Below are 26,333 nucleotides of genomic sequence, written 5' to 3' on the forward strand. Positions count from 1 at the left end.
CGTTCGCCACGCCTGTTTTCACGGAACTGAACGCGCTCTCAGAGCGGGATCTCCACGGCGATCTCGTCGCCCAGCCGCGCCCCGCCCGAGAGGTCCAGTTCGTCACCGCTCCAGAACCGGCCGGGGTCGTACCAGTTCGCCCTGCGCCCCACCGGCAGCAGCCCCATCGCCTCGTACGTCACGGCCACCACCTCGGCGCAGTACGCGGTTTCCAGCGTCGCGTCGGAGGACTTGCGCAGGTTCGGCAGCCGGCCGCGCAACCACCGCGTGGCGAGCCGCGCCGTCGACGGGAACGGGGTGCCGTTCAGCACCGCCACCGTCTTCAGCACCGCGTCGTCCTCGGCACGGGTCGTCGGCCGGTCGAGCTGGCGCAGCCACGCCCGCTGCCCGTACTTGCGCGCCCAGACCAGCACCGCGTCGCGCAGGTCGTGCAGCTGCACCCCGCGGTGGTGGGTGCCGGTCCACACGTCCGGCAGCGTGCGGCCCATCTCGGCGTGCCACATCAACGGCGGCAGGTCCTCCACCGCCACGGTCATGCCCACGTGGTTGACCGGGCTGTTCGTCGTGACCCGGATCGCGCGGTCGGCCACCGAACTGCCGCGGAACAGCCACACGTCGCCGGTTCGGGTGAGTTCGACCGCCTCGTCCAGACCGATCTTCGTTCCCGCCATGCCGGTAGCCTAGGCAGATGCGCTGGTGGAAGCTGCTCGGTCTGGCCGGTGTCGCGGGTGTCGCGGCGACCGGGGTGGTGATCGCGCGCGCGGAGCGCAAGCGACGGGCCTACACCCCGGAGGAGATCCGCGAACGGCTGCACGCCAGGGTCGACCGGACCTCCTGATCGCTCGCGCTGCGGCGTCCGTGCGGCGATGGGATCTTGTTGCCCATGGTCGTCGTGGTGCTGGGCACGGGGTTGATGGGTTCGGGCATGGCGCGGAGCCTGCTGCGGGCCGGGTTCGACGTGGTGGTGTGGAACCGCAGCGTGGCCAAGTCGCGCCCGTTGGCCGAGGACGGGGCCGTGGTCGCTGACGACCCGAAGACCGCGGTCGCCGAAGCGGACGTCGTGCTGAGCATGCTGTTCGACGCCGACGCCACCTGCGCGGTGATGACCGAGGCGCTGCCGGCGGTGCAGGCCAGGTCGGTGTGGGCGCAGTGCGCCACGGTCGGCCTCGAAGGCGGTCGACGGCTCGCGGAACTGGCCGCCCGGCACGGCGTGCCGCACGTGGACGCGCCGGTCCTGGGCAGTCGCGCGCCGGCGGAGCAGGGCAAGCTGACGGTCCTCGCGGCCGGGCACCAGGGGCTGCGCGCGTCCGTCGCGCCGGTGTTCGACGCCATCGGCATCCGCACGGTGTGGGCGGGCCAGCGTCCGGGCGACGGGCAGCGGCTCAAGCTGGCCGCGAACTCGTGGGTGCTCTCGATCACGGCGGCCACCGCGCAGGCCGTGACGTTGACCCGCGGGCTCGGCCTGAGTCCCGACGCGTTCCTGGAGGCCATCGCCGGAGGAGCGATCGACAGCACGTATGCGCAGGTCAAAGGTCGTGCGATGATCGACGGCGACTTCGCGCCCGCGTTCGGCGTCGACGGCGCGGTCAAGGACAGCGAGCTGATCGTGTCCGCGTTGGACGTGGTCGGCGCCGACGACCGGCTCATGCGGGTGCTCCACTCCCTCTACGCGACCGCCGCCGAGCGGTCCGAGGGCGCGGCGGACATGGCCGCGGTGATCCGGGCGTTCTAGGCCTGTCGGCCGCGGCCGGGTGGGAACTACCGTCGGACCGGGTACCAGTGGGGCAGGGGTGCCGGTCGGCGGTGGAGGAGGCGGCTCGTGGGCAGCGGTGGGCTGATCGCGACCGCGGCGCTGACCGGTGCGGTCGTCGCCGGGGGACTGGGCGTGCCCGACCCGGACGACATCTGGAGCGACACGGGGCTGCGCGTGGTGGACCAGGCGACGCGGTCGGACGGCGAGTGCGTTCCGCATTCGTTCGGGCAGGTGCGGGAGCTGCTGGCGACTACGCCGTGTGTCGCACTCGACCGGATGTTGTTCACGCTCAGTGATGACCGGGGTGGCACCATCGTCGTGTTCGTCGCCTGGGTCGAGTTCGACGACCCGGCCCAGGCGCGCGAGTTCAAGCGGGTCGAGGACATCCACGGCACCGGTGACATCACCCCGTTGTCGGGGTCGTTGCTGTTGATGGAGGACGTGCCGTTCAGCGCGGTGAACTACGAGTCGGACGTGCTGGACGACGTGACGGTCGTGGTGGCCGAGACGGAAGCCGTGAGCGGAGGGTTCACCGCCGGGTACCTCGACGACACCGCCCGCGTCGCGGTTCGCACCCCCCGCCCCTGAATTCCGAAAAGTCCCGTCTTCTGTGTTTCAAACCCGCCCGATCGGGCTACCCCGGAGCGCGCCGGCAGATCGGTGCTGCTCCGGGGCCTACGGGAGTGGGGACGGTGGTGCGTGGTGGACTGGGATTTCGATGACGACGCCGTGCGCGGACTGCTCGCGTACGTATCGGATGTGACGAGGGCGCTGGGGTTCACCGGCGAGTGCTCGTGCGTGCAGGCGGACGGCCCCTGCCTCGGCGCCTACCTCGCGCTCGACGGTCACCTGCCCGGGTTCGCCGACCGCGACGTCGCGCTGCTGTGGGACGAGGAGCGCGGCTGGTCGGTCGCGGTGGAGAGCGACAGCGCCGAACCGCCGTTCGTGCTGGCCAGGTTGCGCGGTCCGGTGTGGCCGGAGCCGGCCGTCGTGGCGGAGTGGGTGGCCGAGCTCGACCTCGTCCCGGATGAGCCGCTGCTGATCGCGCGCTGAGCCGTCAGCCCGTGAGGCGGGCGATGAGGGTTTCGACGTCGTGCGCGACGACGAGTTCCGTTGGTGACGGTCTCCACGCGTTCCAGGTCGGGGTGGTCGGACACCAGCCAGTGCGCCATCACACCTTTGAGTGACACGCCCAGCCCATGGCCGCGGTGCTGGTCCAGCACGGCTGTGTCGCCCTGGTAGCACGTGCGGGGGCCGTGGGGGAGCAGCACCACCGCGGTCGACCCGGCGACCTCGCCGGTGGCCTCGTGGACGGCCACCACCACGCGCTCCTCCACGTTGTAGCGGCGCAGTTCGGCTTCGGCTCGCGGACCTTCCCGACCGTCCACTCCGGAGTCCGGAATTCCGTCGTCCCCGTTGGCGCGTCGGGTGCGGAGTTGATTTGCCGCTCCGTCCTGTAGCCGTCGGACAGGGCGACCGGACGCCGGGGAACGCGTTGCGCAACCGCTCCACCACGTCCTCGTACGTCGGCGCCGGCTCGTCTGGCTCGTCCACGAGGTGACTTGCCCGGACCGTATCGGGTGTCGGTGCCGGCGTCAGGCGCTCTCCGGTGCCCCGAACCAGCGGGAGAGCGCTGCTCCCAACGCGGACGCGGCGGTGTCGGTCGGTTCACCGGTGGTCGCGGCCCAGGCGATGTGGGCGTCCGGGCGGATCAGGAGGGCGTCGGCCGGGCGGTGGTCGGTCTTGCCGGTGTGGACGTCGACCCGGTGCTGCCAGCCCCGCGCGACCTCGCGGAGGTCCGGTCGGTCGGCGAGGTCGAGGAGGACGGGACGTGCGGGGTGCATCAGTTCCGCGACGCTGGTCGTGCCCTGGTCGGTGTGCAGGGTGAGGTCGGGGGCGAAGGTGCCGGTCAACGGGTGCCCGCCGGGGCCGGGCAGCGGGTAGCGGATGTCGGTGCCGGCGATCAGGGACGCCACGCGGAACGACGCCTGCTCGTCGGCGACCAGCTCCACGAACAGCTCCCGGAGCGCGTCGGCGGCTGCGTCCTGACCGCGCCTCAGCGCCACTTGGGCTTGGGTGTGGAGCAGGGTGCGCGCGCCGGCGGCGTGGCGTTCCTGGTGGTAGGTGTCCAGCAGGTCGGCCGGCGCCCAGCCGTTGACGTCGGCGGCCAGCTTCCAAGCGAGGTCGACCGTGTCGAGCATGCCCGCGTTGAGGGCGACGCCCGTGGAGGGGAACAGGTGGGCCGCGTCGCCGGCCAGCATGATCCGCCCGTCGCGGTACCGCTCGGCGAGTCGGGCCTGGAGCTGGTAGCGCGACAGCCGGATCGGTTGCCCCAGCGGCAGGTCCGCGCCGAGCACGTGGCGGATGCTGTCCTGGAGTTCGGTCAGCGTCATCGGCGTGTCGTCGTCGATCTCGGTGGGTTCTTCTTCGGTGGTGGAGATCAGGGCGACGTCGGGGGTGAGCCACCCGAACCCGAAGACGCCGCGATCGGTCCGGGTGAAGGCGCCCGCGTGGATCGTGCCGAGCCCCGGCACGTCGACGTCGCCGTTGTCCCGCCGGGTCACCGAATCGGGCAGGGTGACCTGGCCCAGCCGGTTGACTTCCGGGTACGTGGTGCCGGGGAACGGGATGCCGGCCAGGTCGCGGATCCGGCTGCGCGCGCCGTCGCAGCCCACCAGGTACCGGGCGGTCACCCGGTACGTCCCGTCCGGGCCGCGCACCTCGGCGGTCACCGCGGCGTCGTCCTGGCTGACGCCGACCGTTTCGTGCCCGCGGCGGACGTCGGCGTCGAGTTCGCGGGCACGTTCGTCGAGCAGGCGCTCCAGTTCCGGTTGCGGGAGCGTCAGGCCGCGCAGCGGGGGTTCCGCCAGGTGCGAGAAGTCCAGGTGCACGCCGCCGAACGGGTAGCGCGGCGCCGGGTGGGCTGGACCGGCGCAGGCCGCTTCGAACCGGTCGAGCAGGCCTCGGTAGTGCAGCAGTTGCAGGATCTGGCCGCCGAGACCGTTGGCCTTCGGCGTTTCCCGGATCCGCGACCGCCGTTCCAGCACCAGCGGTCGCACCCCGGCCAGGCGCAGTTCACCGGCCAGCATCAGCCCGGTCGGCCCGCCGCCCACGACGATCACGTCGACGTCCGTCACCGGTTCCTCCTCGTGCGGTCGTCGGTCGACGAACACCATTCGCTACCCCTATTTTCGCAGGTTACGGCCACGGCGCAGAATTCTGCGGCATGAACCGGGCCTTGCCGCAAGCCCCCCTGTGCGCTATAAGTTGAGAGTGGGAAGAAGCGGTTTCCCCTTTCCCTTCATCGCCCATCGGGGCTCTTTTCGCGAAGCCAAGGGTTGATGGTGGTTCGGTTGCTGGACGACCAGGCGTTGGAACGTTCCTCGGTGGTCGCGAACTGCGCCATGAATCGTGAACGCGGGCTCACCGGCTCGAACGGGTACGGTCGCGAACTCGGCGTCGACGTGCTCGGGCTGATCACCGACCGGTTGTCCGGTGGAGCCGGGACGTTCGACTGGCTGGACCTGTGCTGCGGCACCGGCAAGGCGTTGCTGGAGTGCGCACGCCTGGTGGGCGACCCGAGGCTGCGGATCACCGGTGTCGACCTCGTCGACTTCTTCGCCGGGCCCGCGCACCCCGGCGTGGAGTTCGTGACGGCATCGGCGGGTTCCCTTGTCCCGCAACGCTTCTACGACTTGATCACCTGCGTCCACGGGCTGCACTACGTCGGCGACAAGCTGGACGTCCTCACCCGTGCCGCGTCGTGGCTCAAGGCCGACGGCCTCCTGGTGGCGAACCTCGACCTCGCCGCCGTCCTGTCCGACCGGGGCCGCCCGTTGAGCCGGCGGCTGACCGGGCCGCTGCGGTCGGCAGGGTTCGACTACGACGCCCGTCGTCGCCGCATCACGTGCGCCGGACAACGGCAGGCGAGCCTGCCGTTCCGGTACCTCGGCGCTGACGATCAAGCCGGTCCCAACTACACCGGTCAACCGGCGGTGAACTCGTACTACGCGAGCACCTGAGTTCTTGTGATGCACCAGAATGGCGCGGTGGGCGCGGAGACGTCGGGTGAGCGGGAGCCGTGGTCGTGGGCGGCCACGGATGACGAAGTCGAGGAACGACGTCGACATGTCAGGCGGTTGGTGGGTCACCGGATCGGAGCGGTCCGCTACTGCACGATCGACTTCCGGCGCGGGGAGTTCCGTCCCGATCTGGTCGACGGAGGCCCGCGGTTCATCGAGGACGAGGCGGAGTGGGAGGACCCCTCCTGGCGCCACGCCGGCTTCGACGCCGTCGACCACGGCGTGGAGTTCGAGACCGAGTCGGGCCTGGTCTTCTCGCTGACCTGGGATCCGCCGGGGGACCGGGAGGGGATCGGGCTGCGGAACGTCGCCATGCCGGACGCCTACATGAACCGGGAAGCGGCTCATGCGATCTGGAGCGTCGGTGACCGCAGCCACACCTGGGCACCCCTGTCCGAGGCTCCGATCACCGACGTCCAACTGCACTACTACCCGTGGGAGGGTCGGGTTTCCGGCTTCTGGTGCCCGCACATCACGCTCCACACCGCAGCCGCGAGCGTTCACGTCGTCCTGGGGGACGCGAGCAACGGCGCGTTGGCCCACTCGTCGGACAACATCGCGGTTCTCCACCCCGCGACGTCCGTTCCGGACTGGTGAAGCCCCTGGTTCACAGAGCCAGGTGCGGCCAGGACTTCGTGTCGTGCAACAACTGCCGGTCGTGCGTGGCGATCACCACCGCGGCCGGGGTGGAGTCGAGTGCGGCGGTCAGCTCGTCCACCAGCGCGGCCGACAGGTGGTTGGTCGGCTCGTCCAGCAGCAGGACGTGCGGCCGGGTGGCGAGCACCAGGGCCAGGTCCAGCCGCCGCCGGGCGCCGACGGACAGCTCGGCCACCGATCGGTTCCGGTCGTACCCGTCCAGCAGGCCCAACTCGTCGAGTCGTGGCCTTGGCGCGCCCGACCGGTGGAGCTGTTCGTCGTACAGTTCCGCCGCCGTGCGGTGGCCCGCCAGGTCCGACTCCTGACCCAACCGCCGGACCCGCACCGATCGGGCCCGGGTGACCGCGCCGGTGCCGGGCTCCAGATCACCGGCCAGCACCGCGAGCAGGGTCGACTTTCCCGCGCCGTTGGGTCCGGTGACCACCAGCCGGTCACCGGAGTCCAGCGCGAGGTCCACCGGGCGCGCCAGCCTCTCGGCCACGGTCACGGCGGTGGCCTCCAGCAGGGTCGCACCCCGGTGCTCGGGCAGTTCGGGCATGGCGAACCGGGTCGGCGGTGGCGGGATCGTCACGACGTGCGCGCCCAGCTCCTCCTGGCGTCGGTGCACGGCCCGGACCAGGCCGGGGGCACGAGTGGCACGGGTGTGCTTGCCGTGCCCTTTCGCCGGCCGCCAGTTGTCGCGCAGGCGGTTCTGCGCCGCCGACAGGTCGTCGGCCAGGCGCTGCTGCTCGGCGACCTGCTCGGCGTGCAGCGCTTCCCATCGGGCGCGTTCGGCCCGGCGTGCCTCGACGTAGGCGGTGTAGCCGCCGCCGTACACCCGTGGCCGGCCGTCGCTGGACGGGTCGAGGTCGACCACCGCGGTGGCCACGTCCGCGAGCAGCGCGCGGTCGTGGCTGACCAGCACGACCACGCCCCGGTGGGCACGCAGGCGCTCGGTGAGGTGGTCGAGCCCGCCCGCGTCGAGGTGGTTGGTCGGCTCGTCGAGCAGCAGCACCGGGTGGCCGGCGCCGAGCAGGCAGGCCAGCCGCACCCGGTGGCGCTGCCCGACCGAGAGGGTGCCGAGCGGGCGGGTGCGGTCGTCGACGGCGTTCAGCGCCGCCAGCGAGACCTCGACCCGCCGGTCGGCGTCCCACGCGTCGAGGGCTTCGGCCTCCGCGAGCGCGGCGGCGTAGGCGTCGGCTGCGCCGGGACGGCCGTCGGTGAGCGCGTCGGCGGCGTTTTCCAGGCTTGCCAAAGCACAACGCACCGTGGCCAGTTCGAGGTCGACCAGCGCGCCGACGGTGTCGGCGGGCCCGAGGGGGAGCTGCTGGTCGGCGACACCGACCGAGCCCGCGCGGTGCACTTCGCCGTGGTCGACGGGCAGGTCGCCGGTGAGCACCCGGAGCAGGGTGGTCTTGCCGCGACCGTTCTCACCGACGATCGCGACCCGGTCACCGGCGGCGGCGACGAGGTCGACACCGGCGAGCACGGGCCGTCCGCCGAAGGAGAGGTGGACGCCGGACACGCGAACGTGCGCCGTGCGCACGAGGGCAGGCGAAAGGTGGGACGACATGGAGGACTGCCTCCGACGGGAGTGTGATGAGCAGGAAGGACGAACTCCGGTATCGCGGCTCGCGGTACCGGTGGAGGCGTCGTCCCTCAGAGGAAGTACAGGTGCTGCATCACGGTCACGAGGTTAGGTCACCGGCACTGCCCGTCGCACCCGGATTTCCGCCCGCAGGCGCGTCCTCGTCCGGACACGCGTCCGGACGCGCGGTCGGGTTCGGGGCGAGGGGGATGGCGGCGACGGTGAGCATGCGGCTGATGTCGTGGAAGCCCTCGACGCAGGCGGCCCGGATGTCCGGGTAGCGGTCCGCCGATTCGGCGTAGCGGAGGAGGAACCACGGGTCGATCAGGTCGGGGCAGTCGGTGTGCACTTCGATCTCCGTGCCGCTGTCCGCGCTGGTGAACAGGCAGTGCTCGCCGTGGACGTACAGCGACCACGCCTCACCGTCGACATCGAGCTCATCCGGATACGGGTCGCCCCGCACGCAGGCCGGCTCGACGTGCAGTTGGAACGGCGCGGCGAGCCGGTGGGCCAGCTCGCGGAACTCGGCCACCAGCGCCTGGAGCCGGTCGTGCAGACGGTGGATTTCGGCTCTGTCGACCAGCCGCAGGACCGTGAGCGAAGGCGTCCGGGCGGACCCGGCGCCGGGCGAGGCGATGACGTGCAGGTCGTCCGACGCCAACGCGGTGCGCAGCGTCTCGGCCGCTGCCGACAGCTCCGCCCGGCTCGACACGGCGAGCGGGAACGTCGCGTGCCGACCGCGTGTCACCAACCGCCGCACCGCGTCCGCCGCCGGCAGGCCGTCAGCCTGTACCTGTCGTCCGGGTTGCGAAGGCGCCATGCCCGGAACTATCCCTTACGGAAAGCGCGCCACGGCCTGGATACCGGCTTGAGGTATGAATACGGCCTGGGTGTCCACGAGGGAGGCTGAAGTGGCTGAGGTGGCGGTGGCCGAGGTGATGGCCGAGTTGGCCGCGCTCGAGGACCCGAAGATGCGTGCGGTGAACGAGAAGCACGGTGACGACCACGGCGTGAACCTCGGCAGGCTGCGCGAGCTGGCGAAGCGGCTGAAGACGCAGCAGGAGCTCTCGCGTCGGCTGTGGGAGACCGCAGACACGGCGGCGAGGCTGTTGGCGATCCTGGTCTGCCGCCCGAAGGCGTTCGAACGGGACGAGTTGGACACCATGCTGCGTGAGGCGCGCGTTCCCAAGGTGCACGACTGGCTTGTGAACTACGTGGTGAAGAAGAGCCCGCACGCCGAAGAGCTGCGCGTGGCCTGGACAGCCGACCCGGACGCGGTCGTCGCGAGCGCGGGCTGGGCGTTGACCACCGAGCGCGTGGCCAAGAAGCCCGAAGGCCTTAACCTCGCGGGGCTGCTCGACGTCATCGAGGCGGAGATGCGCGACGCACCGGACCGCCTCCAGTGGGCGATGAACCACTGCCTGGCCCAGATCGGGATCGAGCACGCCGAGCACCGCGCACGGGCCATCGCCATCGGTGAGCGCCTTGAGGTGCTCAAGGACTACCCGACCCCGCCGAACTGCACGTCCCCGTTCGCGCCCGTCTGGATCAACGAGATGGTGCGCCGCCGGCACGACGGATAGGCGCTACGAGTCCACGAAGTGGCGCAGGACCATGTCGGCCAGTGCGGTGACGTCGGCGTCGACCATCGGCTCGCCGGTCATGCCCATCCGGTGCAGCAGGGTTCCGACGACGGTGTCGATGAGCAGCAGCACCCGGTGCTCCGGCTCGCCGAGCGCCTCTTGGAGCGCGAGCCGGTAGGGGTCCTGCACCCGGCTGGACAGGATCTCGCGCAGGCCCGGATCGCTGACGCCGTCGACGAACAAACCCGCGAACGCCGCGCCGACACCGGGTTCGCCGATCTTCTCCGCGATCCAGTAAATGCCTGACAGGACGTCCTCCCGCCGGTCGACGCCCTGCAACGGCACCGGGCCCAACGCGTCGATGAGGCAGTCCGCGACCAGCGCGCCCTTCGACGGCCACCGCCGGTAGATCGTCGTCTTCGCCACCCCCGCCGCCGCCGCGATGCGATCCATCGTCGCGCCCGTGTAGCCCAGTTCGTGGACCGTTCTCAACGTCGCGGCGAAGACCACGGCGTCGATGCCGGCACGCGGGCGGCCGGGTGGTCTCGCGGAGGTGGGTCGTCGGGTCATGGCACCACGATAGCGAGTTGCGCTACGATCGGTATCGATACCAATCGTAGCGAAATTGTGCCGAGGGGGGACATGGACGACATGGGCGAACGGCCGCCGTTGGGGATCCGGCTGCTGAGTGCCGTGCAGAAGGAGCCGGACTGGGCGGCGATGACCGGCGAGGAGCTGGTGACCTTCCGCGAAGCGGTGAACCGCAGGCAGGGGTCCCGTTCTGCGCGGCTGATCACCGGTTTTCCGGACCGCGGCGTCTCGATCGGGTGGCAGGACGTGGCGCTGCCCGACCGGGTGGTGCCGGTCCGGGTGTACCGGCCGTCGTCGGACCACGGCAGCGGGCCGCTCGTGCTCCACGTGCACGGCGGTGGGTTCGTCGGCACGGCGGCGCAGTGCGACTGGGTGAACAGCCACCTCGCCGCACGGTTGCGCGCGGTCGTCGTCTCGGTCGAGCACCGCCTCCTCGACCCGGGCACCTCGCTGCCGCCGGCCGTCGACGACGCCTGGGACGTGCTGCGGCACGTGGTGTCGAACGCCGCGGACTGGCGTGTCGATCCGGCACGCACCGCCGTTTTCGGCGAGAGCACCGGCGCGTTGATCACCGCGCTGGTCGCGATCCGGGCGAGGGAGCACGGTCCGGCGCTGGCGGCGCAGGTGCTGGTCAACCCCGTCGTGGACTTGACCGAAGCGGGGTTCGACCACGACTCGACGACCCGGCACGCGGACAGCCCGACCTTGACCGTCGCCCGGATGCGGCTGTTGCAGCGGTTGGCCGTTCCGCCCGGGACGGACCCCCGCGCGCTGTCGCCGCTGCACGCCGACGACCTGAACGGACTGGCACCGGCGCTCGTGGTGGTGCCGACCGTCGACCCGTTGGCCGACCACGGCCGCCGTTACGCCGAACGGCTGCTCGAAGCAGGGACGCCCGCGCGGCTCACCGAGCACCCCGGGGCGACGCACGCGTTCCTCAGCATGCCGGGCGTGGTGTCGCAGGCGAAGGCCGCCCGGACCGCGATCACCGAGTTCCTCGGCGACCACCTCGCGGTGACGGTGCCGAAGGCGGCGTGGACATGACCGCGGTCGACGCGGAGGGGCAGAGCCTGACCGGACTGCTGCGCCCCTACCGGTGGACCTTCGCCGCCGTCGTCGTCCTCCAGGTGATCGGCGCCCTCGCCGGTCTGGCGCCGTTGCTGGCGGTGGTCGAACTGGGCCGTGCCCTGCTGTCGCCCGGCACCGTCGACCGGAACCACGTCTGGTCCGTCGTGATCGTGGGCGCGGTCGGGCTGTTCGTCCGGCTGGTGTTCACGGCCGCGTCGTCCGGGATCGGGCACGCGCTCGACGACCGGGTCCAGCTGTCGTTCCGCCGACAACTGGCCGCACGACTGGGACGGGTGCCGATCGGGTGGTTCTCCCGCCGCAGGACGGGCGAGCTGGCGAAGGTCGTGGGGGAGGACGTGAGTGCGGTGCACCCGTTCATCGCCCACGCCCCCGGCGAACTCGTCTCGGCGTTCGTGGTGCCGCTGGTCTCGTTGATCTACCTGTTCACCGTCGACTGGCGGCTCACGCTGATCACGTTGATCCCGGTGGCGCTGGCGGTGGCGCTGGTGCCCCTGATGATGACGCCGACCCGGCTGCGCGAGCAGGAGGAGTTCGACGTGGCCATGGGGCGGATCGCGAGTTCGGTGGTCGAGTTCGTCCGGGGCATCTCGGTGGTGAAGGCGTTCGGCGGCGGTGAGCGCGCCCACCGCCGGTTCGTCACGGCCGTCGACGACTTCGTCCGCATCTTCTACCGGATGGTGCGCGGGCTCTCCGGGATCGCCGCGGGGATGCAGGTCGCGCTGTCGCCGCCGTTCGTCCTGCTGGTCGTGCTGACCGGCGGTGCGGCGCTGATCACGACCGGTGGGCTGGCCCCGGCCGACCTGCTGCCCTTCCTGCTGCTCGGACTGGGCCTGACCGCTCCGGTCGCGGCCCTCGGCCACGGGTTCGACGACCTGCAGGTCGCACGACGCGCGGCCGGCCGGATCCGGGACGTGCTGGCGGTTCCGGCGCTGCCCGAACCCGAACACCCGGTCGCACCGCGGGGACACCGGGTGGAACTGCGTGACGTCCGGTTCGGCTACGAAGCCGATCACGAGGTGCTGCGCGGGATCGACCTGGTGCTCGAACCGGGGACGGTCACCGCGATCGTCGGGCCGTCGGGCAGCGGGAAGTCCACGCTGGTCCAGTTGTTGCCGCGGTTCTTCGACCCGACCCGCGGCGCGGTCCTCCTAGGCGGCGTCGACCTGCGCGAGCTGGGCAGCCGCGAGCTCTACCGGATGGTGTCCTTCGTCTTCCAGGACACCTCGTTGCTGCGGGCGTCGGTCGCCGACAACATCGCGCTGGCGGTGCCGGACGCCGACCTCGACGACGTGGTCCGCGCCGCCCGACTGGCGAACGTCCACGAGCGGATCCTCGAGCTCCCGCGCGGGTACGACACCGTGATCGGCGAGGACGCCGGGCTGTCCGGCGGCGAGGCGCAGCGGATCTCGCTCGCCCGCGCCCTGCTGGCCGACGCGCCCGTCCTGGTGCTGGACGAGGCGACCGCCTTCGCCGACCCGCAGACGGAACAGGCGGTGCGCCGGGCGTTGGCGACGCTGGCGGGTGACCGGACGATCCTGGTCATCGCGCACCGGCTGGAGACCGTCGCCGACGCGGACACCGTCGTGGTGCTGGAGAACGGGTCGATCGTGGAGCGCGGTAAGCCCGCCGACCTGTTGGCACGCCAAGGGAAGTTCGCCGCGTTCTGGCAAGCACACCGTTCGGCGACGGCCGACGAGATCGCCGAAGGGGGTGGGCTCCGATGATCCGGATGCTGCTTCGCGTGCTGGGGCACGAGTGCTCCAGGCCCGTTCGCCGCACCGTGGCCCTGATGACGACGACGGCGGTGGCCGAGGGCTTGTCCTACGCCCTGCTGGTTCCCGTGCTGCCCGCGCTGTTCGGCAGCACCCCCGCGGACGCTTGGCCCTGGCTGATCGCGTTCGGGGCCGCGGTCGCGGTCTACGCGGTGCTGCGGTACCTCGGTGACCTGTCCGGCTTCCGCGCCGGGACCACGTTGTTGCACGGCATGTACTACCGACTCGGCGACCACCTCGCCCGCCTGCCCATCGGCTGGTACGACGCGCGCCGCGTCGGAGAGGTGTCCGTCCTGGCCAGTCAGGGCGTCCTCCAGGCGATGGGCGTGATCGCGCACCTGTTGGCGCCCTTCGTCTTCGCCTGCGTGACACCGCTGACGATCGTCGGCGTGATGCTCGCCGTCAACTGGCAGCTGGGGCTGGCCGCGCTGGTCGCCGCACCGGTCATCGTGGCGATCCAGCGCTGGACGGGACGCTCGACGGCCGCCACCGACGCGGAGCGCGCCGAACGCGACCACGACGCCTCCGGGCGGGTCGTCGAATACCTCCAGGCGCAGCCGGTGCTGCGGGCCGGTGGCCGGACCGCCGAGCGCTTCCGGTTGCTGGACGACTCGCTGCGCGAAGTCCAGCGCGCGTCCCGCCGTTCCCTGCTGTCGGCACTGCCCGGCGCGGTGGGCTCGACGCTCGCGGTGCAGGCGGTGTTCACCGGGTTGCTGGCCCTGGGCGCGTACCTCGCGCTCGGCGGGGACGTCGGTGCGGCGGAGGTCCTGACGATCCTGGTGCTGGCCGCCCGCTGCGCTGATCCGCTGCTGTCCCTGTCGGACATCGGCGGCAAGCTGCGCGGCGCGCGGTCCGAGCTGGCGAGGCTCGACGCGGTGTTGCGCACCGAGCCGCTGCCGGCGGCTCGTGAACCGGTCCGGCCCGACGGCCACGACCTGGAGTTCGACGCCGTCACCTTCCGGCACGGCGACCGCACGGTGATCGGCGGCGTCTCGCTGTCCGTGCCGGAGGGGCAGCGGCTGGCCGTAGTCGGACCGTCGGGTGCGGGCAAGAGCACGTTGCTCCAGTTGATCGCGCGGTTCTACGACGTGGACGCGGGTGCGGTGCGCATGGGCGGTGTGGACGTGCGCTCGATCGACGCCGACGTGTTGATGGCGCGGATCGCCTTCGTGTTCCAGGACGTCTACCTCTTCGACGGCACGATCGAGGAGAACGTGCGCCTCGGCCGTCCCGGCGCGAGCGATGCCGAGGTGCGGGCGGCGGCGACCGCGGCACGGTTGGACGAGGTGGTCGAGCGGTTGCCCGGCGGGTGGGCGGCGGACGTCGGCGAGGGCGGCGCGCTGCTCTCGGGCGGTGAGCGCCAGCGCGTCTCGATCGCACGGGCGCTGCTGAAGGACGCGCCCGTCGTGCTGCTGGACGAGGTGACCTCCGCGCTGGACCCGGTGAACGAGGCGGCCGTCCACGAGGGGATCGAGCGGCTGATGGCGGGCCGGACGGTGGTGATGGTGGCGCACCGGATGCGGACGGTCCGGCGCGCCGACCGCGTCGTCTTCCTCGACGGCGGCCGGATCGCGGAGGAGGGCGGCCACGACGAACTGCTGCGCCTTGGTGGTCGCTACGCCGGGTTCCAAGCCCTCTCCACGGCGCCCACGCCTCCCGGCTGACACCGCGGAACCGCTGGTAGCGGGGTGTGCGCCGGAATTGTCGGTGTGGCTCGCTACCGTGCACGCAGATCACGTGAAGGGGGAAGCGAACGCATGTCTGCCACGACGTACCTGGAGCTGTCCGAGGCGGGCGGTGGCGCGCACAAGTTCTACGAAGTGCGGGTCGCCGGCACCGAGGTCACCATCACCTACGGGCGCATCGGGGAACAGGGGCAGGTCAGGAGCGCGAGCTTCGCCGACCACGCCAAGGCGCTCAAGGCGGCCGAGAAGAAGATCGGCGAGAAGGTCCGCCGGGGGTACGCCCCGGCGGTCAAGGGGATGCGCCAGCGCCGCGCGGTGAGCCGGCGGCAGATCGTCAGCACCCGCTCGACCGCCCACCAGGCGCCGGTGCTGTGGCGGTTCGCCTCCGGCGCACCGGCGTTCGGGATCTTCATCGGCGAGGACCAGGCCTGGGTCGGCAACGAGAAGGGTGACGTCTACACGCTCACCCACGACGGCCGGGTCACCGGGCGGTTCGGGTTGCCGGACGCCGTCAAGTGCATCGTGGCCGACGACTTCTGGATCTACGCGGGGTGCGACGACGGCCAGGTGTACGACCTCGGCGCCAAGGTGCCCCGGGTGGCCTACGAGATCGCCGAGGACGTCGACATCTACTGGCTCGACATCCACGACGGCGTGCTCGGCGTGTCCGACCGGCAGGGCCGGGTGACGGTGGTGGACCACGAGGACGAGTTCCAGTGGTCGTGCCCGGCCACCGGTGACAGCGCCTGGATGGTCCGCTGCTCGGCGGACGGCGTCTTCCACGGTCATTCCCGCGGCGTCACCCACTACACGGGCCGCGGCCACCGCGCGTGGCACGCCGACACCGTCGGAGAGGTGCTGTTCGGCTGGCAGGAGCGCACGGAGGTCTTCGCGGGCACCAGTCGGGGGTGGGTGCACCGGTTCGCCAAGGCGGACGGGCGCAAGACGGGCGACTACCGCTGCGACGCGGCCGTGTTCTCCTGCGCGACGTCACCCGACGGCGAGTTCGTCTTCGCGGGCGACAACCAGTCCTCGGTGTACTGCTTCGCCGCCGACGGGACGAGGCTGTGGAAGCTCGCCACCGGGTGCGGTTCCGCGTTCTCCATGCAGTACCGCGACGAGCGGCTCTACCTGGTGACGACGGACGGTTCGCTCGCCTGCCTCGACGCCAGCCCGGCCGCCGTTCGCGCGGCCGAGCAGGGGCAGCTCCCGCAGCGGCAGGACATCAAGGCCGGGGCCATCGACCGCGTCGAGGCGACCGCCGAGGTCGAGGTCGTCTCGCACGTCGCCCCCGGCGACGGCGTCGTCGTGGAGTGCGTGCAGGAGGGAGGTCGGATCAGGGTGCACGTCGTCTCGGACGGGTACGACCGCTCGTGGGGCGTGCAGTTCCCGAAGAACATCCGCGTGCCCGGCGCCCGATACCTGGTCAGCGAGGTGGTCACGTCGGCGGGCGGCTCGTTCTACCGCACCCGCGGCGAGATCAAGCGCCTGCGTTGAGCGCCGGTGCCGGCGGCGACCTGTCGACAGGGGTCGCCGCCGGTGCCGTCCACTGCGTTCGACTTGGCTGCCCTCACACCGCAGGATGACCGCATGCCCGACATCCCCACGCCGAGACAGGTAGCGCTCTGGACGGCCTTGGACGCGGTCCACGCCGAGGAAGCGCCCGGCTGGGCCGCGCACTGGCTGGCGGCGGGCGAGGACGGCGACGACCTGCGGACGTTGGCCGGGCTCGGCGGCCGGGACACCGGTGAGGTGCGCGACGTGCTGGAGGGCGCGTTGGCCGACTGCGGCGCGTCGATCCCGGCGGCGGACGTGGCCGCTGCCGCGCAGTCGTTCAACCACCTCGCCCGGATGTTCGCCGACGGTCGCGCCGGTGCGGAGTGGGTGGTGCAGAAGGTGTCGGAGATCGTCGACGACCACCGCGTGAACGTCGACGTGCAGCCGCTCGGCCGTCTGGCGGGCAAGGCCGGTGAGGCCGGTGAGGAAGAGGTGGCGCGGGCCTGTGGGGAGCAGTTGACCGCCTGGGCGTGACCGGCCGGGGACCGCCCATTCCTTTGTGGACCGCCCCCATCTGCGGACACCCGAAGGTGCGGGGGAAGCAGCCGATCGGACGTTGTCCGCGGTGTTGCGGGAGCCCTACGGTCGGATGACGTTCGGTCGACCGGGTTCACCCCTTGGAGGTCCGCGGTGTCACGGAAAACGCTTGGCGCCGCGGTGGGCGCCCTCCTGCTCGCCGGCACGTCGCTGCTCACCGTCCCGACCACGGCCGCCGCCGTGGACGACCGGCCGACCGCCGTGGTGTCGCTGGGCGACAGCGCGATCTCCGGTGAGGGCGCCGGGTACTACGAGCCGGGCACCGAAGGCGAGAACGGCAACTGGTGCCACCGCTCCACCCGCGCCCTGATCCACCGCACCCAGCTCGCCGACCGCACGATCAACCTGGCCTGCTCGGGCGCGGACTCGGCGAACGTGTCGTTGGCCGACACCGTCCACTACACCGAGGGTTCCCAGGCCCGCAGGCTGATCGAAGTCGCCCGGCAGCACCGGGTCACGGCGGTCGTCGTGCAGGTCGGGGCGAACGACGACGTGCGCTTCGCCGACACCATGGTCGACTGCGTGGCCGCGTGGGTGAACCCGTTCGGCTCAAGCTGCCGCTCCAAGCTGGAACGCGAGTGGCCCGGCCGCCTCACCGCGATGGCGCCCAAGGTGGAGGGCGCGCTGCGCGACGTCCGCTCCGCGATGGCCCAGGCCGGCTACACCGACTCGGCCTACCAGCTGATCCTCACCTCCTACGCCTCACCGGTCACCGAGAAGATGGACCGCTACCTGCACGGCCCGCAGGGCTGCCCGCTGCGCCTGGCCGACGCCGGCTACGGCCGCACGGTCGCCGTCCCGCAGCTGTCCGAGGCGCTGCGCGGCGTGGCGACCAGGAGCGGCGCGAAGTTCCTCGACTTCTCCCGCGCCACGGAGAACCGCGAGGCGTGCAGCAAGGGCGACAGCTCGGCGGGCGAGTGGCAGCGGCGGCTGACCGTCGACCCGTACGCGCTGGTGTCCGGTGGCCTCGACGCCATCGGCATCCACATGGCCCAGCAGTCGTTCCACCCGAACGCCGCGGGCCACGACGAGCTCGGCCGGTGCGTCACCGAATTCGTCAACGCGGGCACCGGCTCCGCCCGCTGCCTGGCCGGCGCGGACGGCCACCTGCACGCCGTTCCCTGATCCCGGCGAAGGCCTGGACACCGGTTTCCCCCCGGCACGCAACCCCGCCAGTCCCCCCGGCGTCATACGGGTAAGTTGGCGAGACCGGATAGGGGATTCGCTTTGGGGGGACCGGTGTCCAGAAATGCCTTCGTCCGCGTGTGCGGACTTGCCGCGGTGGTGCTCACCGCGGCAGCCTGCACGTCGACCGGAGCGGAGGAGCCGCTCAACCCTGAGCTGGCGCCACGCGGCACCGTGCAGACCACGGCCACCCCGACCAGGCAGGACCTGTCCAACAAGGTCAGCCTGACCGGCAAGGTCACCATGAACCCGATGTTCGGGATCGTGTCGCCGATCGCGGGCCAGGTCCGCTACTGGGACGTGGTGGAGCCCACGGGCACGCCGACCAAGCCGACCCGGATCGCGTCGATCTGGTCGGAGGGCAAGCCCACCAACGTCGACGTGCCCGCCGGTTCCACGTTCGGCGGGCGCCTGGTGGACGACCGCTCCACGGTCACCGCGGGCATGCCGATCGCATCGGCGAAGTTCGCGGGCTACGGCATCGTCGCGGACATCGACGGCGAGCAGGCGTACCAGATCACCGACGCCGCGACCGGCGCCGTGCAGGCGCAGATCAAGAACGGGCCCGGCCCGTTCCCGTGCACCCTGCTCGGCACGATCGCGGCCCTCCCGGTGGGCACGGTCCCCGCGCCACCGCCCGCCGAGCCCGAGCCGGAGGAGCAGCCCACCGGCGCCGACACGCCCGCACCGCGCGTGCCCCAGCCGCCTCAGGAGCCGCGCAACTCGTCCGAGCCGACCGGTCTGCGCCTGGTGTGCACCGCGCCCGCCGACGTGAAGCTGATCAACGGCGCCGCGGCCACCCTGGAACTCGTCACGGCGAGCGCGCAGAACGCGTTGGTCGTGCCGGTCGAGGCGGTCGCGGGCGGTCAGGGCAAGGGCAAGGTCGACGTGGTCGGGCCGGACGGCGCGAAGCAGACCAAGGACGTCGAACTCGGCCTCACCGACGGCAAGGTGGTGGAGATCAAGGCGGGCTTGACCGGCGAGGAGACGCTGGCCGTGCCGGGGCCCAACCTCCCGCCCGCGCCGGACGGCCAGGGCAGCCCCGAGACGGGGTCGAAGTGACCACGTCGCCCTTCCTGACGCCGTCACCGCCACTACCGCCGGTCTCCCAGCCGCCGCTGATCCACCTCACCGGCGTCACCAAGACCCTCAAGGGCCAGGACGAGCCGCGCACCATCCTCGCGGGCGTCGACCTGACCGTGAACCCCGGCGACAGCGTCGCCATCCTGGGCCGTTCCGGCTCGGGCAAGAGCACGCTGCTGAGCCTGATCGGCCTGTTCGACCGGCCCGACGGCGGCCAGTACCTGTTGGGGGAGCGGGACATCACGAAGATCCCCGAACGCAAGGCGGCGGCGTTGCGCAGCGCGGAGTTCGGCTTCGTGTTCCAGCGCTTCTTCCTGCTCAAGCACCTGACCGCGGCGCAGAACGTGGCCATGGCCCTGGTCAACGGCCAGGGCTGGCTGCCCCGCCGCAAGCGCAAGGCCAAGGTCATGGCGGCGCTGGAACGCGTCGGCATCGGCCACCTGGCCAAGCACAAGCCGCCGCGGCTGTCCGGCGGTGAGCAGCAACGCGTGGCGATCGCCCGCGCGCTCGTGCGCGAGCCCCGGATCCTGCTGGCCGACGAACCGACCGGCGCGCTCGACACCGACACCGGCAACCTCGTGGTGGAGGTGCTGCGCGAGACCACGGACCTGGGCTGCGGTCTGGTGCTGGTCACCCACGACCACGACCACGCGGCGAAGATGGGGCGGGTGCTGCACCTGTCCGACGGGCTGCTCCGCCCGACCGGGCAGCGGGTGGTCGCGTGATGAGGCTGTCCGGCCGGCTGCGCGCGTCGCTGATCATCGGCGGCCAGGGCATCCGGGCCCGCAAGCTGCGCACGTTCCTGTCCATGGTCAGCCTGTTCCTCGGCGTGCTCGCGGTGGTCGTGGTGCAGGCCGGCGCGGAGATCGCGAACCGGGCCATGCTCGCGGACGTCGAGCTGGAGCAGGGCATCGACGGCACCCGGCAGATGTACCTGTCGCCGGAGGGGCAGACCGTCCCGGTGGCGCTGGAGGTGCTGGAGGGACGGACCGACGCGGTGGCCATGGCCGGCACCCGGGCGATCATCGGCGAGCCCGGCGTGATGCCGATCAACAAGGGCGGCGGGCCGATCGACCAGCCCGGCTACGGCGGTCCCTCGATGAGGTGCGACGAGTCCGGGTGCTACCCCGTGAACACCGGCGACGCAGGTGCGCCGCAAGGTCAGGCGGTCGAGCTGAACCTCGTCGGGCTGACCGGCGACATCCGCCAGTTCCGGCCGTTCCGCGCGTCCCAGGGGCAGTGGCTCGACTTCGGCGGCGAGCCGTCGCTGGCGCCGAGGCTCGTCCTCAACGAGCACGCGGCGAAAGCCTTCACGCGGTACCACGTGCCGGCGGAGATGCGGGTCGACGGCGCGACCGCGAACCCGACACCGCAGATCATCGGCGTGGTGGACGACGGCGGCTACCAGCCCGCCGCGTACGTCCGGATCGACGAGCTGATGAACTGGATGCCGGTGACCAGCGTCGGCGACAGCAATTCCGGCCCCGGCCTCCAGGTGCTGATGACGCCGAACGCGGCCGAGGTGGAGCACACGCTGCGGGCCAGGCTGATCGCCGCGGGCATCCCCGGGGACCGGATCCACGTGAACACCGTGGAGACGCTGAAGGCGATGTCCCGTGAGCTGGCGCTGATCCGCTGGATCTTCCTCGGCATGGCGGCACTCGTGCTGCTGATCGGCGTGGCGGGCATCCTCAACGTCGGCCTGGCGACCGTGGGCGAGCGCATCGAGGAGTTCGCGCTGCGGCGGGCGGTGGGCACACCGCGGTTGTTGTTGGCGGGCATCGTGCTGGCGGAGACGTTGCTGACCGGTCTGCTGACCGCGGCGTTGGCGATCGGCGCGGGCGTGGTGGGGCTGAAGCTGGCCCTGATGCTGTTCGGGTCGCGCTTCCCGTCGCTGGAAGGCGTGGCGTTCCCGTGGCAGGCGGGCGTCGCCGGTGTGATCGCGGGACTGGCGGCCGGCATCCTCGGCGGTCTGGTGCCGGCATTGCGCGCGGCGCGCATCCCCATCTCCACGGTGATGCGCGCCTAGCCGAGGCCATGCGTTGCGGTCGTGCGGCGAGTCGGGTGGTGCGGTCAGGGTGTGGCGGCGGTCCACGGGCGCACGCCCAGCTTGCCGGTGCTGCCGAGGTCGATGGTGAGGTGGTTGCCGTCCGCGTCGACGGGCGTGAACACCTGCGCGGGCCGCCCGGCGGCGACGGCGATCTCCAGGTGCTCGCCGACCACGGGCGGCGCGGAGATGTCCGTGTAGGTGTTGCGCCACAACAGTCCCGTCACCGCCGACTCGCCGGGCCGCACGACGACCGGCTGCGGCGCGGCGTCGAACGCCTCCACCGCCGAGATCCACGCCGCTCCCTGCCGGACCGTGACGGGCAGCGGCGTCCGCTCGGCGTCCAGCACCGTGACCGAGGGGATGCCGTTCAGCTCCAGGTCCTCGGTGCCGCAGTTGGTCGCCTCCAGCGTCATCACCCGCAGCCCCGTGGCCGCCTCGGTGCCCTTCACGGCGAACTCCACGCCGGCAGGGCAGGCCTCCGCGGAAGGGGACGGCGGCGGTGGTGGAACCGGCTGGGACGTTCCGCACGCGGATACGGCGAACAGCAGCAGGAAAAGAAGTCGGGACACGTGGTCGATGGTCGCACGAAAAGGGAAGTTGCCTCTCGGTGCATTCCCGGGATAAGCTCCCACCTGTGACTGCCGGGTCGGCCATGGGCCAAGAGCGAGAGAGTCACCCGGCCAAGGTTTGACCGCCGGGTGGGCCAGAGGCCCGCCGCACGCAGGGGTTCCTGAGGTTTCCGCGCACCACGCGCGACGCACCCGGACCCTGCTCCGCACCATCGAGCGCGCCATCGAGCGCACTGTCGCTTTCACGCGCGCACACAGCGGTCTCCACACGGGACTGCTCTGCCCGCGCGCCTCCACAAAACCTTCACCGAAAAACCACGGCGTCATTCACCCGTGGTGACTCGGTCATGCCCGAAATCAAGGAGACGAACCGCAGATGGATTTCAACCGACAGGTGATCGAGGAGTTCCGGGCCAACGCGGGCCGGGTCGGCGGGCCTTTCGAGGGAGGCAGGCTCGTCCTGTTGACCACCACGGGCGCCAAGACCGGCACCCGGCACACCAACCCGGTCGGCTACCGGCCCGACGGTGACCGCATCCTCGTCATCGGCTCGGCCGGCGGCGCGCCCCGCCACCCGGACTGGTTCCACAACCTCGTGGCGAACCCCGTGGTCCAGGTCGAGGACGGCGTGTTCACGTACGACGCCCAGGCCACCGTCCTCGACGGCCCGGAACGGGACGAGCTGTGGGCGCGGGCGGTGGAGAGCGATCCGGGCTGGGCCGCGTACCAGGCCAAGACCACGCGGCAGATCCCGGTGGTGGCGCTGACCCGGATCGGGGGCGGCCCGCCGAACGCGTCCAGCATCGGCACCGCCCTCAAGCTGGTGCACGACGCGTTCCGCCGCGAGTTCGCCACCATCCGCCGGGAGGTGGCCTCGTCCAAGCCGGTGCTGGGCGCGCAGTTGAAGGTCAACTGCCTGACCGCGTGCCACGGCTTGAAGTTCCACCACACGGCCGAGGACAGCGGCATGTTCCCGGTGCTGCGGGACCGGTACCCGGAGCTCGCGCCGACCCTCGACCGCATCGGTGAGGAGCACGAGCGGATCTCGGACCTGATGTCGCAGCTCCAGCAGACCCTCGACCGCAACGACGCGTCGACCCTGCGCGCGGACGTGGACCGGTTGATCGGCGAGCTGGAGGCACACCTGGCCTACGAGGAGGAGCAGCTGATCCCGTTCCTCGACCAGCCCGCCGGCAGCGCGCACACCAGCCCGACCGCCACCACGTAGTGCCGGGCGGATCTTCGTCCCGGCATCCGCCGCAACACCGGCGCCATCGGTGACCAGCGCGGTGAGCGTGATCGGCAGCAGCGTCCGCCAGTGCCCGGTCGAACGAGAACGCCAGGACCGCGTCCGCCCGTACGGGGACAGGATCAACGCCGGCGGACCGAGCCCGGCGGCTGCTGCGCCGGTTCACCGGTGAACAGCAGGGAGGTGGGCGGCTGGGAGGCACGAGTGGGTCGCGGGTCCGGCCCGCGCCGGTTCCGGGTCGTTTTCGCCACCACGAGGCCCAATCCGGCCAGGCCGGCGAGCACATACAGGTTCTCGAACGACGGCAGCAGCCCTTGCGGCAACGGGAACGCGTCGTTCGGCAACGGCCACGCCGTGAACAGCACGGCCACCGCCCAGCGCCGTGAGTGCACCAGCAGCGGAACGCACCACACCCAGTGGTGGTGCCACGAGAGCGGCGAGACCAGCAACGCGGTCAACGCGCACGTCAGCACCGCGCCCAACTCGTCGCCCACCCGGTGCAGCCGCACCGCTGCCCGCATCCCCAGGAACGCCACCACCACGACGACAACCGGCAGGCACACCGTGAAGACCCACTCCTCGGGGGAGGTCAGACGTCCCAGCAAGCCCCGCAGCGACTGGTTGCCGAAGTAGTAGACGTCCCCGCCGATCCGCGACGACTGCAGGAACACGCCGCCCCAGTAGTCCGCGGACTCCACCGGCGCCAGGGCGAACCCGAGCCCGACCGTCGCGAGCATCGTGCCACCGGCCACGGCGGCGGCCCGGACCCGGCCCGTCAGCAGCAGGTACACCGCGAACAGGCCGGGCGTGAGCTTCACCGCGGCGGCCAGCCCGATCGCCACGCCCTTCCCCCGGTGCCGGTCCGGCAACGAGAAGTCCAGCAGCACCAACGCCATCAGCACCACGTTGACCTGGCCGTACGCCAAGCTCGACTGCACCGGCTCGGACCACAGGCCCACCGCGAACACCGCGCACACCGCGACTGCCGGGAACGCCGCGAGCGCCGAACCGGTCGTGCGCCGCCCCGACAGCAGCCCCGACAGCAGCCCCGCGCGCCACACCGCCACCCCTAACGAGGCCACCGTCAAGACGGTCATCACCACCCGAGCTGCCTCCATGGACAGCAATGCCAAGCCCGCGAACAACAGCGCGCTGAACGGCGTGTTGGTGAACGGCTGCCCGTTGAACCGGTCCGCGTAGAGCGAACCGCCGTCGAGCACCGCACGGCCGCCCTGCCGGTAGATGTCCAGGTCGTACATGTACCAGCGCTCCAAGGGCCACACGTGTGCCTGCACCACGTGCAGCAGGACCGCGACCACCGCGACACCCACGCCGATCCGGACCGACCGCGAACTCCGGACGGGACTTCGTCGCAACACGGGGGAACGCTCCTTAGTTATTCCACTAGTTACTTAGTGGAAGGTGGACATGGCTGTGCCACGCATGCGAACGAGACCCGGCCCGGCGCGTGCCGGACCGGGTCTACCTCAGTCGCGTCAGACGGATCGCTTGCGCAGCCACCACAGCGACAGCGTGATCAACAGGCACGCCGCCGCCGCGAACAAGCCGAACTCGATGAACTGGAACGGCCAGAACCGGTCACCGGGGTGCACCAGGTTCGCCGGCCCGACGATCCCGTGTTCCGCCAAGCACCGCTGGAAGGTGTCAGGACTGCCCGACCCTGGCCGACCGTTGCAAAGCCCGATGACTTCCTGCGTCACCGAGCGGTCCTCGATGAAGCGGCCGTCCCGGTCACCCCACCCGGAGGCGAGGCTCCACCGACCGGGATCGGTGGGACGGCCGTTGGAGCCCGCGAACGAACCGACGGACACCACCGGGGTCATGTAGTCCGGGCGCGCGAAGGTCCGCACCGCGTACACCGCGCCCACCACGCCGAGGAGCGTCACCGCCATCGCCGGCAGGCTGCGCCGCAGCACCAACCCGGCCGTGATGCCGAGCGCCACCGCGAACAGCGTGTAGCCGATCAGCGCCACGGGCTGCACCTCGAAGTACGTGGGCTGCAGGCGTTTCCACGTCTCCAGCGGATCGGGCCGGGCCTCCGCTGCCCACCACTGGGCACCACCGAGCAGCGCCGCGCCGGCCACCGTCGCCGCCAAGACCACCGCGAGGCGGGTGGCGAACCACCGCCGGAGGCCGATCGACTGGCCCTGCACCAGCAGGTGCGTGCGCTGTTCCCATTCCCGCGCGATCATCGGCGCCCCGACGAAGGCGCCGGCCAGCACGGCGAAGCCGAGAGTCGCGGCGTGAGTGGAGTCGTGCCAGAACTGCAGCTTCCCGCGCAGGTCCCAGTAGTGGTCGTTGACCGCGCATATGCTGCCGGGACCGTTGGGCCAACAGTCGAGGGTGACTCCGACGTCGGACGCCAGCACCAGTCGGACGTGGAGGTAGACCAGCACCGCGATCAAGACCGCGGCGTACGCGGCCAAGGAGAGCAGGACGGCGCGCTGCTGCCGCCAGGCGACCCAGATCACGCCGCCTCCCCGGCTCGCAGGTACCCCACGACGAGCTCGTTCAACGCGGGTGCGCTCGCCTCGGGCAAGTCCGGTGGACCGACCAGCCGCAGCAACGCGGTGATCTGGCGCTCGCCCTCCCGTGACGTCACCACCTCGTGGTCGCCGAAGTCCGCACCACGGGCCGCGACCACCACGCGGTGACCCTCGACCAGTTCGTCCACGTCACCCGCCAGCCGCACGCCGCCCTGGTCGAGCAGCAGCAGGTGGTCGCACACACCCTCCAGTTCGGCCAGCACGTGTGACGACAGCACCACGGTCAGCCCGGTCTCGGCGACCGCGACCATGAGTGCCCGCGTGGTCGTCTCCCGCGCCACGGGGTCCATTTCGGACAGTGGCTCGTCGAGCAACAGCACCTGCGGCCGACGGGCCAGCGCGAGCGCCAGCGCGAGCCGGGCGCGGTGCCCGCCGGACAGGCTGCCGACCTTGGCGTCCGACGACAACCGGGCCTCGCCGACGAGCTGTTCGGCGTACTCCTGGTCCCAGGAAGCGTTGGTGGACCGACCGAAGCGCAGCATCTCGGCCACCGTGAAGGCGCGGTACAGCGGTTTCTCCTGCGCGACGAACCCGACCTCGCCGCCCACCTCGACCACACCCTCGGTCGGCCGCTGCAACCCGGCGGCGAGCCGCAGCAACGTGCTCTTGCCCGCGCCGTTCGCCCCGACCAGCGCGGTCACCGTGCCGGGCGCCAGCTCGAACGTGCAGTCGCGCAGCGCCCAACCGCGCCGGTACCGCACACCCAGGCCGTTCGCGCGCACGGCGAACCCAACGTCCAACACCCACTACCCCCCAC

26 protein-coding genes and 1 pseudogene are annotated in these 26,333 nt (G+C 71.6%); 17 read left to right on the forward strand and 10 right to left on the reverse strand.

The annotated features are described in order from the left end of the window. Positions 1-38: 38 nt before the first annotated feature. Positions 39-671, reverse strand: coding sequence for a hypothetical protein (locus OQ02_RS21275; RefSeq protein ID WP_033440263.1), 633 nt, complete (start codon positions 669-671; stop codon positions 39-41). A gap of 17 nt (positions 672-688) precedes the next feature. On the opposite strand from OQ02_RS21275, the gene OQ02_RS44865 reads away from it, so the two are divergent. The 4 genes from OQ02_RS44865 (at position 689) to OQ02_RS21290 (ending at position 2,806) form a co-directional block, all read left to right on the forward strand. Next, positions 689-838 (forward strand): hypothetical protein, encoded by a 150-nt coding sequence (locus OQ02_RS44865; RefSeq protein WP_197043425.1) that lies wholly within the window; start codon positions 689-691, stop codon positions 836-838. Between the two features lie 45 nt (positions 839-883). Continuing rightward, complete coding sequence (locus OQ02_RS21280) at positions 884-1,732, forward strand: NAD(P)-dependent oxidoreductase (protein ID WP_033440264.1); 849 nt, start codon at positions 884-886, stop codon at positions 1,730-1,732. Positions 1,733-1,819: 87 nt separating this feature from the next. Then, on the forward strand, positions 1,820-2,341 hold the full coding sequence (locus OQ02_RS21285; protein ID WP_051772598.1) for a hypothetical protein: 522 nt from the start codon (positions 1,820-1,822) through the stop codon (positions 2,339-2,341). A 114-nt stretch (positions 2,342-2,455) separates the two neighbouring features. Continuing rightward, on the forward strand, positions 2,456-2,806 hold the full coding sequence (locus OQ02_RS21290) for a DUF6292 family protein (protein ID WP_051772599.1): 351 nt from the start codon (positions 2,456-2,458) through the stop codon (positions 2,804-2,806). 80 nt (positions 2,807-2,886) lie between these two features. On the opposite strand, the pseudogene OQ02_RS47180 reads toward OQ02_RS21290, so the two are convergent. Both OQ02_RS47180 and OQ02_RS21300 read right to left on the reverse strand, forming a co-directional pair. Further along, positions 2,887-3,141 (reverse strand): annotated as a pseudogene (locus tag OQ02_RS47180) (GNAT family N-acetyltransferase); the annotation flags it as partial. Between the two features lie 207 nt (positions 3,142-3,348). After that, positions 3,349-4,890 (reverse strand): FAD-dependent monooxygenase, encoded by a 1,542-nt coding sequence (locus OQ02_RS21300; RefSeq protein ID WP_033440320.1) that lies wholly within the window; start codon positions 4,888-4,890, stop codon positions 3,349-3,351. A gap of 204 nt (positions 4,891-5,094) precedes the next feature. Here OQ02_RS21300 and OQ02_RS21305 point away from each other — a divergent pair, with 204 nt between their 5' ends. Together OQ02_RS21305 and OQ02_RS21310 are read left to right on the forward strand one after the other, a co-directional pair. Beyond that, entirely contained in the window at positions 5,095-5,775 is a 681-nt protein-coding gene (locus OQ02_RS21305) for a class I SAM-dependent methyltransferase (protein WP_156077182.1), read from the forward strand. Between the two features lie 9 nt (positions 5,776-5,784). Then, the gene (locus OQ02_RS21310) at positions 5,785-6,432 is read left to right on the forward strand and encodes a hypothetical protein (protein ID WP_156077183.1); all 648 of its coding nucleotides are present in this window, start codon (positions 5,785-5,787) and stop codon (positions 6,430-6,432) included. A gap of 10 nt (positions 6,433-6,442) precedes the next feature. Here OQ02_RS21310 and OQ02_RS21315 read toward each other — a convergent pair whose 3' ends face one another. Together OQ02_RS21315 and OQ02_RS21320 are read right to left on the reverse strand one after the other, a co-directional pair. After that, on the reverse strand, positions 6,443-8,044 hold the full coding sequence (locus OQ02_RS21315; RefSeq protein ID WP_033440267.1) for an ABC-F family ATP-binding cassette domain-containing protein: 1,602 nt from the start codon (positions 8,042-8,044) through the stop codon (positions 6,443-6,445). 115 nt (positions 8,045-8,159) lie between these two features. Then, on the reverse strand, positions 8,160-8,879 hold the full coding sequence (locus tag OQ02_RS21320) for a DUF6896 domain-containing protein (protein WP_156077184.1): 720 nt from the start codon (positions 8,877-8,879) through the stop codon (positions 8,160-8,162). 118 nt (positions 8,880-8,997) lie between these two features. On the opposite strand from OQ02_RS21320, the gene OQ02_RS21325 reads away from it, so the two are divergent. Then, positions 8,998-9,642: a DNA alkylation repair protein gene (locus tag OQ02_RS21325; protein WP_231500149.1), complete on the forward strand. Its 645-nt coding sequence runs from the start codon at positions 8,998-9,000 to the stop codon at positions 9,640-9,642. 3 nt (positions 9,643-9,645) lie between these two features. On the opposite strand, the gene OQ02_RS21330 is transcribed toward OQ02_RS21325, so the two are convergent. Then, positions 9,646-10,212, reverse strand: coding sequence for a TetR/AcrR family transcriptional regulator (locus OQ02_RS21330; protein WP_033440270.1), 567 nt, complete (start codon positions 10,210-10,212; stop codon positions 9,646-9,648). A 72-nt stretch (positions 10,213-10,284) separates the two neighbouring features. On the opposite strand from OQ02_RS21330, the gene OQ02_RS21335 reads away from it, so the two are divergent. The 9 genes from OQ02_RS21335 (at position 10,285) to OQ02_RS21375 (ending at position 21,170) form a co-directional block, all read left to right on the forward strand. Next, on the forward strand, positions 10,285-11,277 hold the full coding sequence (locus OQ02_RS21335; RefSeq protein ID WP_051772600.1) for an alpha/beta hydrolase: 993 nt from the start codon (positions 10,285-10,287) through the stop codon (positions 11,275-11,277). Further along, a complete protein-coding gene (locus tag OQ02_RS21340; protein WP_051772612.1) occupies positions 11,274-13,046 on the forward strand; it encodes an ABC transporter ATP-binding protein in 1,773 nt (590 codons plus the stop codon). Before OQ02_RS21335 ends, OQ02_RS21340 begins: the two co-directional genes overlap by 4 nt. Then, positions 13,043-14,758 carry an ABC transporter ATP-binding protein gene (locus OQ02_RS21345; RefSeq protein WP_033440271.1) on the forward strand — a complete coding sequence of 572 codons (1,716 nt, stop codon included), beginning with the start codon at positions 13,043-13,045 and terminating at the stop codon, positions 14,756-14,758. Before OQ02_RS21340 ends, OQ02_RS21345 begins: the two co-directional genes overlap by 4 nt. 93 nt (positions 14,759-14,851) lie before the next feature. Next, entirely contained in the window at positions 14,852-16,276 is a 1,425-nt protein-coding gene (locus tag OQ02_RS21350) for a WGR domain-containing protein (RefSeq protein WP_033440272.1), read from the forward strand. A gap of 93 nt (positions 16,277-16,369) precedes the next feature. Then, complete coding sequence (locus OQ02_RS21355; protein WP_156077185.1) at positions 16,370-16,810, forward strand: hypothetical protein; 441 nt, start codon at positions 16,370-16,372, stop codon at positions 16,808-16,810. Positions 16,811-16,966: 156 nt separating this feature from the next. After that, complete coding sequence (locus tag OQ02_RS21360) at positions 16,967-17,998, forward strand: GDSL-type esterase/lipase family protein (RefSeq protein WP_033440273.1); 1,032 nt, start codon at positions 16,967-16,969, stop codon at positions 17,996-17,998. Positions 17,999-18,136: 138 nt separating this feature from the next. Beyond that, positions 18,137-19,120, forward strand: coding sequence for a hypothetical protein (locus tag OQ02_RS21365; protein ID WP_033440274.1), 984 nt, complete (start codon positions 18,137-18,139; stop codon positions 19,118-19,120). After that, the gene (locus tag OQ02_RS21370; protein ID WP_231500146.1) at positions 19,117-19,866 is read left to right on the forward strand and encodes an ABC transporter ATP-binding protein; all 750 of its coding nucleotides are present in this window, start codon (positions 19,117-19,119) and stop codon (positions 19,864-19,866) included. The genes OQ02_RS21365 and OQ02_RS21370 overlap by 4 nt, the downstream gene beginning before the upstream one ends. Further along, complete coding sequence (locus tag OQ02_RS21375) at positions 19,866-21,170, forward strand: ABC transporter permease (protein ID WP_033440275.1); 1,305 nt, start codon at positions 19,866-19,868, stop codon at positions 21,168-21,170. The genes OQ02_RS21370 and OQ02_RS21375 overlap by 1 nt, the downstream gene beginning before the upstream one ends. A gap of 44 nt (positions 21,171-21,214) precedes the next feature. On the opposite strand, the gene OQ02_RS45925 is transcribed toward OQ02_RS21375, so the two are convergent. Further along, positions 21,215-21,652, reverse strand: a complete 438-nt coding sequence (locus OQ02_RS45925; protein ID WP_231500147.1) for a DUF4232 domain-containing protein — start codon at positions 21,650-21,652, stop codon at positions 21,215-21,217. Positions 21,653-22,136: 484 nt separating this feature from the next. On the opposite strand from OQ02_RS45925, the gene OQ02_RS21385 reads away from it, so the two are divergent. Then, positions 22,137-22,988: a nitroreductase/quinone reductase family protein gene (locus OQ02_RS21385; protein WP_033440277.1), complete on the forward strand. Its 852-nt coding sequence runs from the start codon at positions 22,137-22,139 to the stop codon at positions 22,986-22,988. A gap of 143 nt (positions 22,989-23,131) precedes the next feature. Here OQ02_RS21385 and OQ02_RS21390 read toward each other — a convergent pair whose 3' ends face one another. The 3 genes from OQ02_RS21390 to OQ02_RS21400 all read right to left on the reverse strand — a co-directional run bounded on the left by OQ02_RS21390 (position 23,132) and on the right by OQ02_RS21400 (position 26,319). Next, complete coding sequence (locus OQ02_RS21390) at positions 23,132-24,388, reverse strand: glycosyltransferase 87 family protein (RefSeq protein WP_156077186.1); 1,257 nt, start codon at positions 24,386-24,388, stop codon at positions 23,132-23,134. Between the two features lie 117 nt (positions 24,389-24,505). Then, entirely contained in the window at positions 24,506-25,501 is a 996-nt protein-coding gene (locus OQ02_RS21395; RefSeq protein WP_033440278.1) for a hypothetical protein, read from the reverse strand. After that, a complete protein-coding gene (locus tag OQ02_RS21400; protein WP_033440279.1) occupies positions 25,498-26,319 on the reverse strand; it encodes an ATP-binding cassette domain-containing protein in 822 nt (273 codons plus the stop codon). Before OQ02_RS21400 ends, OQ02_RS21395 begins: the two co-directional genes overlap by 4 nt. Positions 26,320-26,333 lie beyond the last annotated feature (14 nt).

The sequence above is a fragment of the Saccharothrix sp. NRRL B-16314 genome (assembly GCF_000716595.1).
GTDB lineage: Bacteria > Actinomycetota > Actinomycetes > Mycobacteriales > Pseudonocardiaceae > Actinosynnema.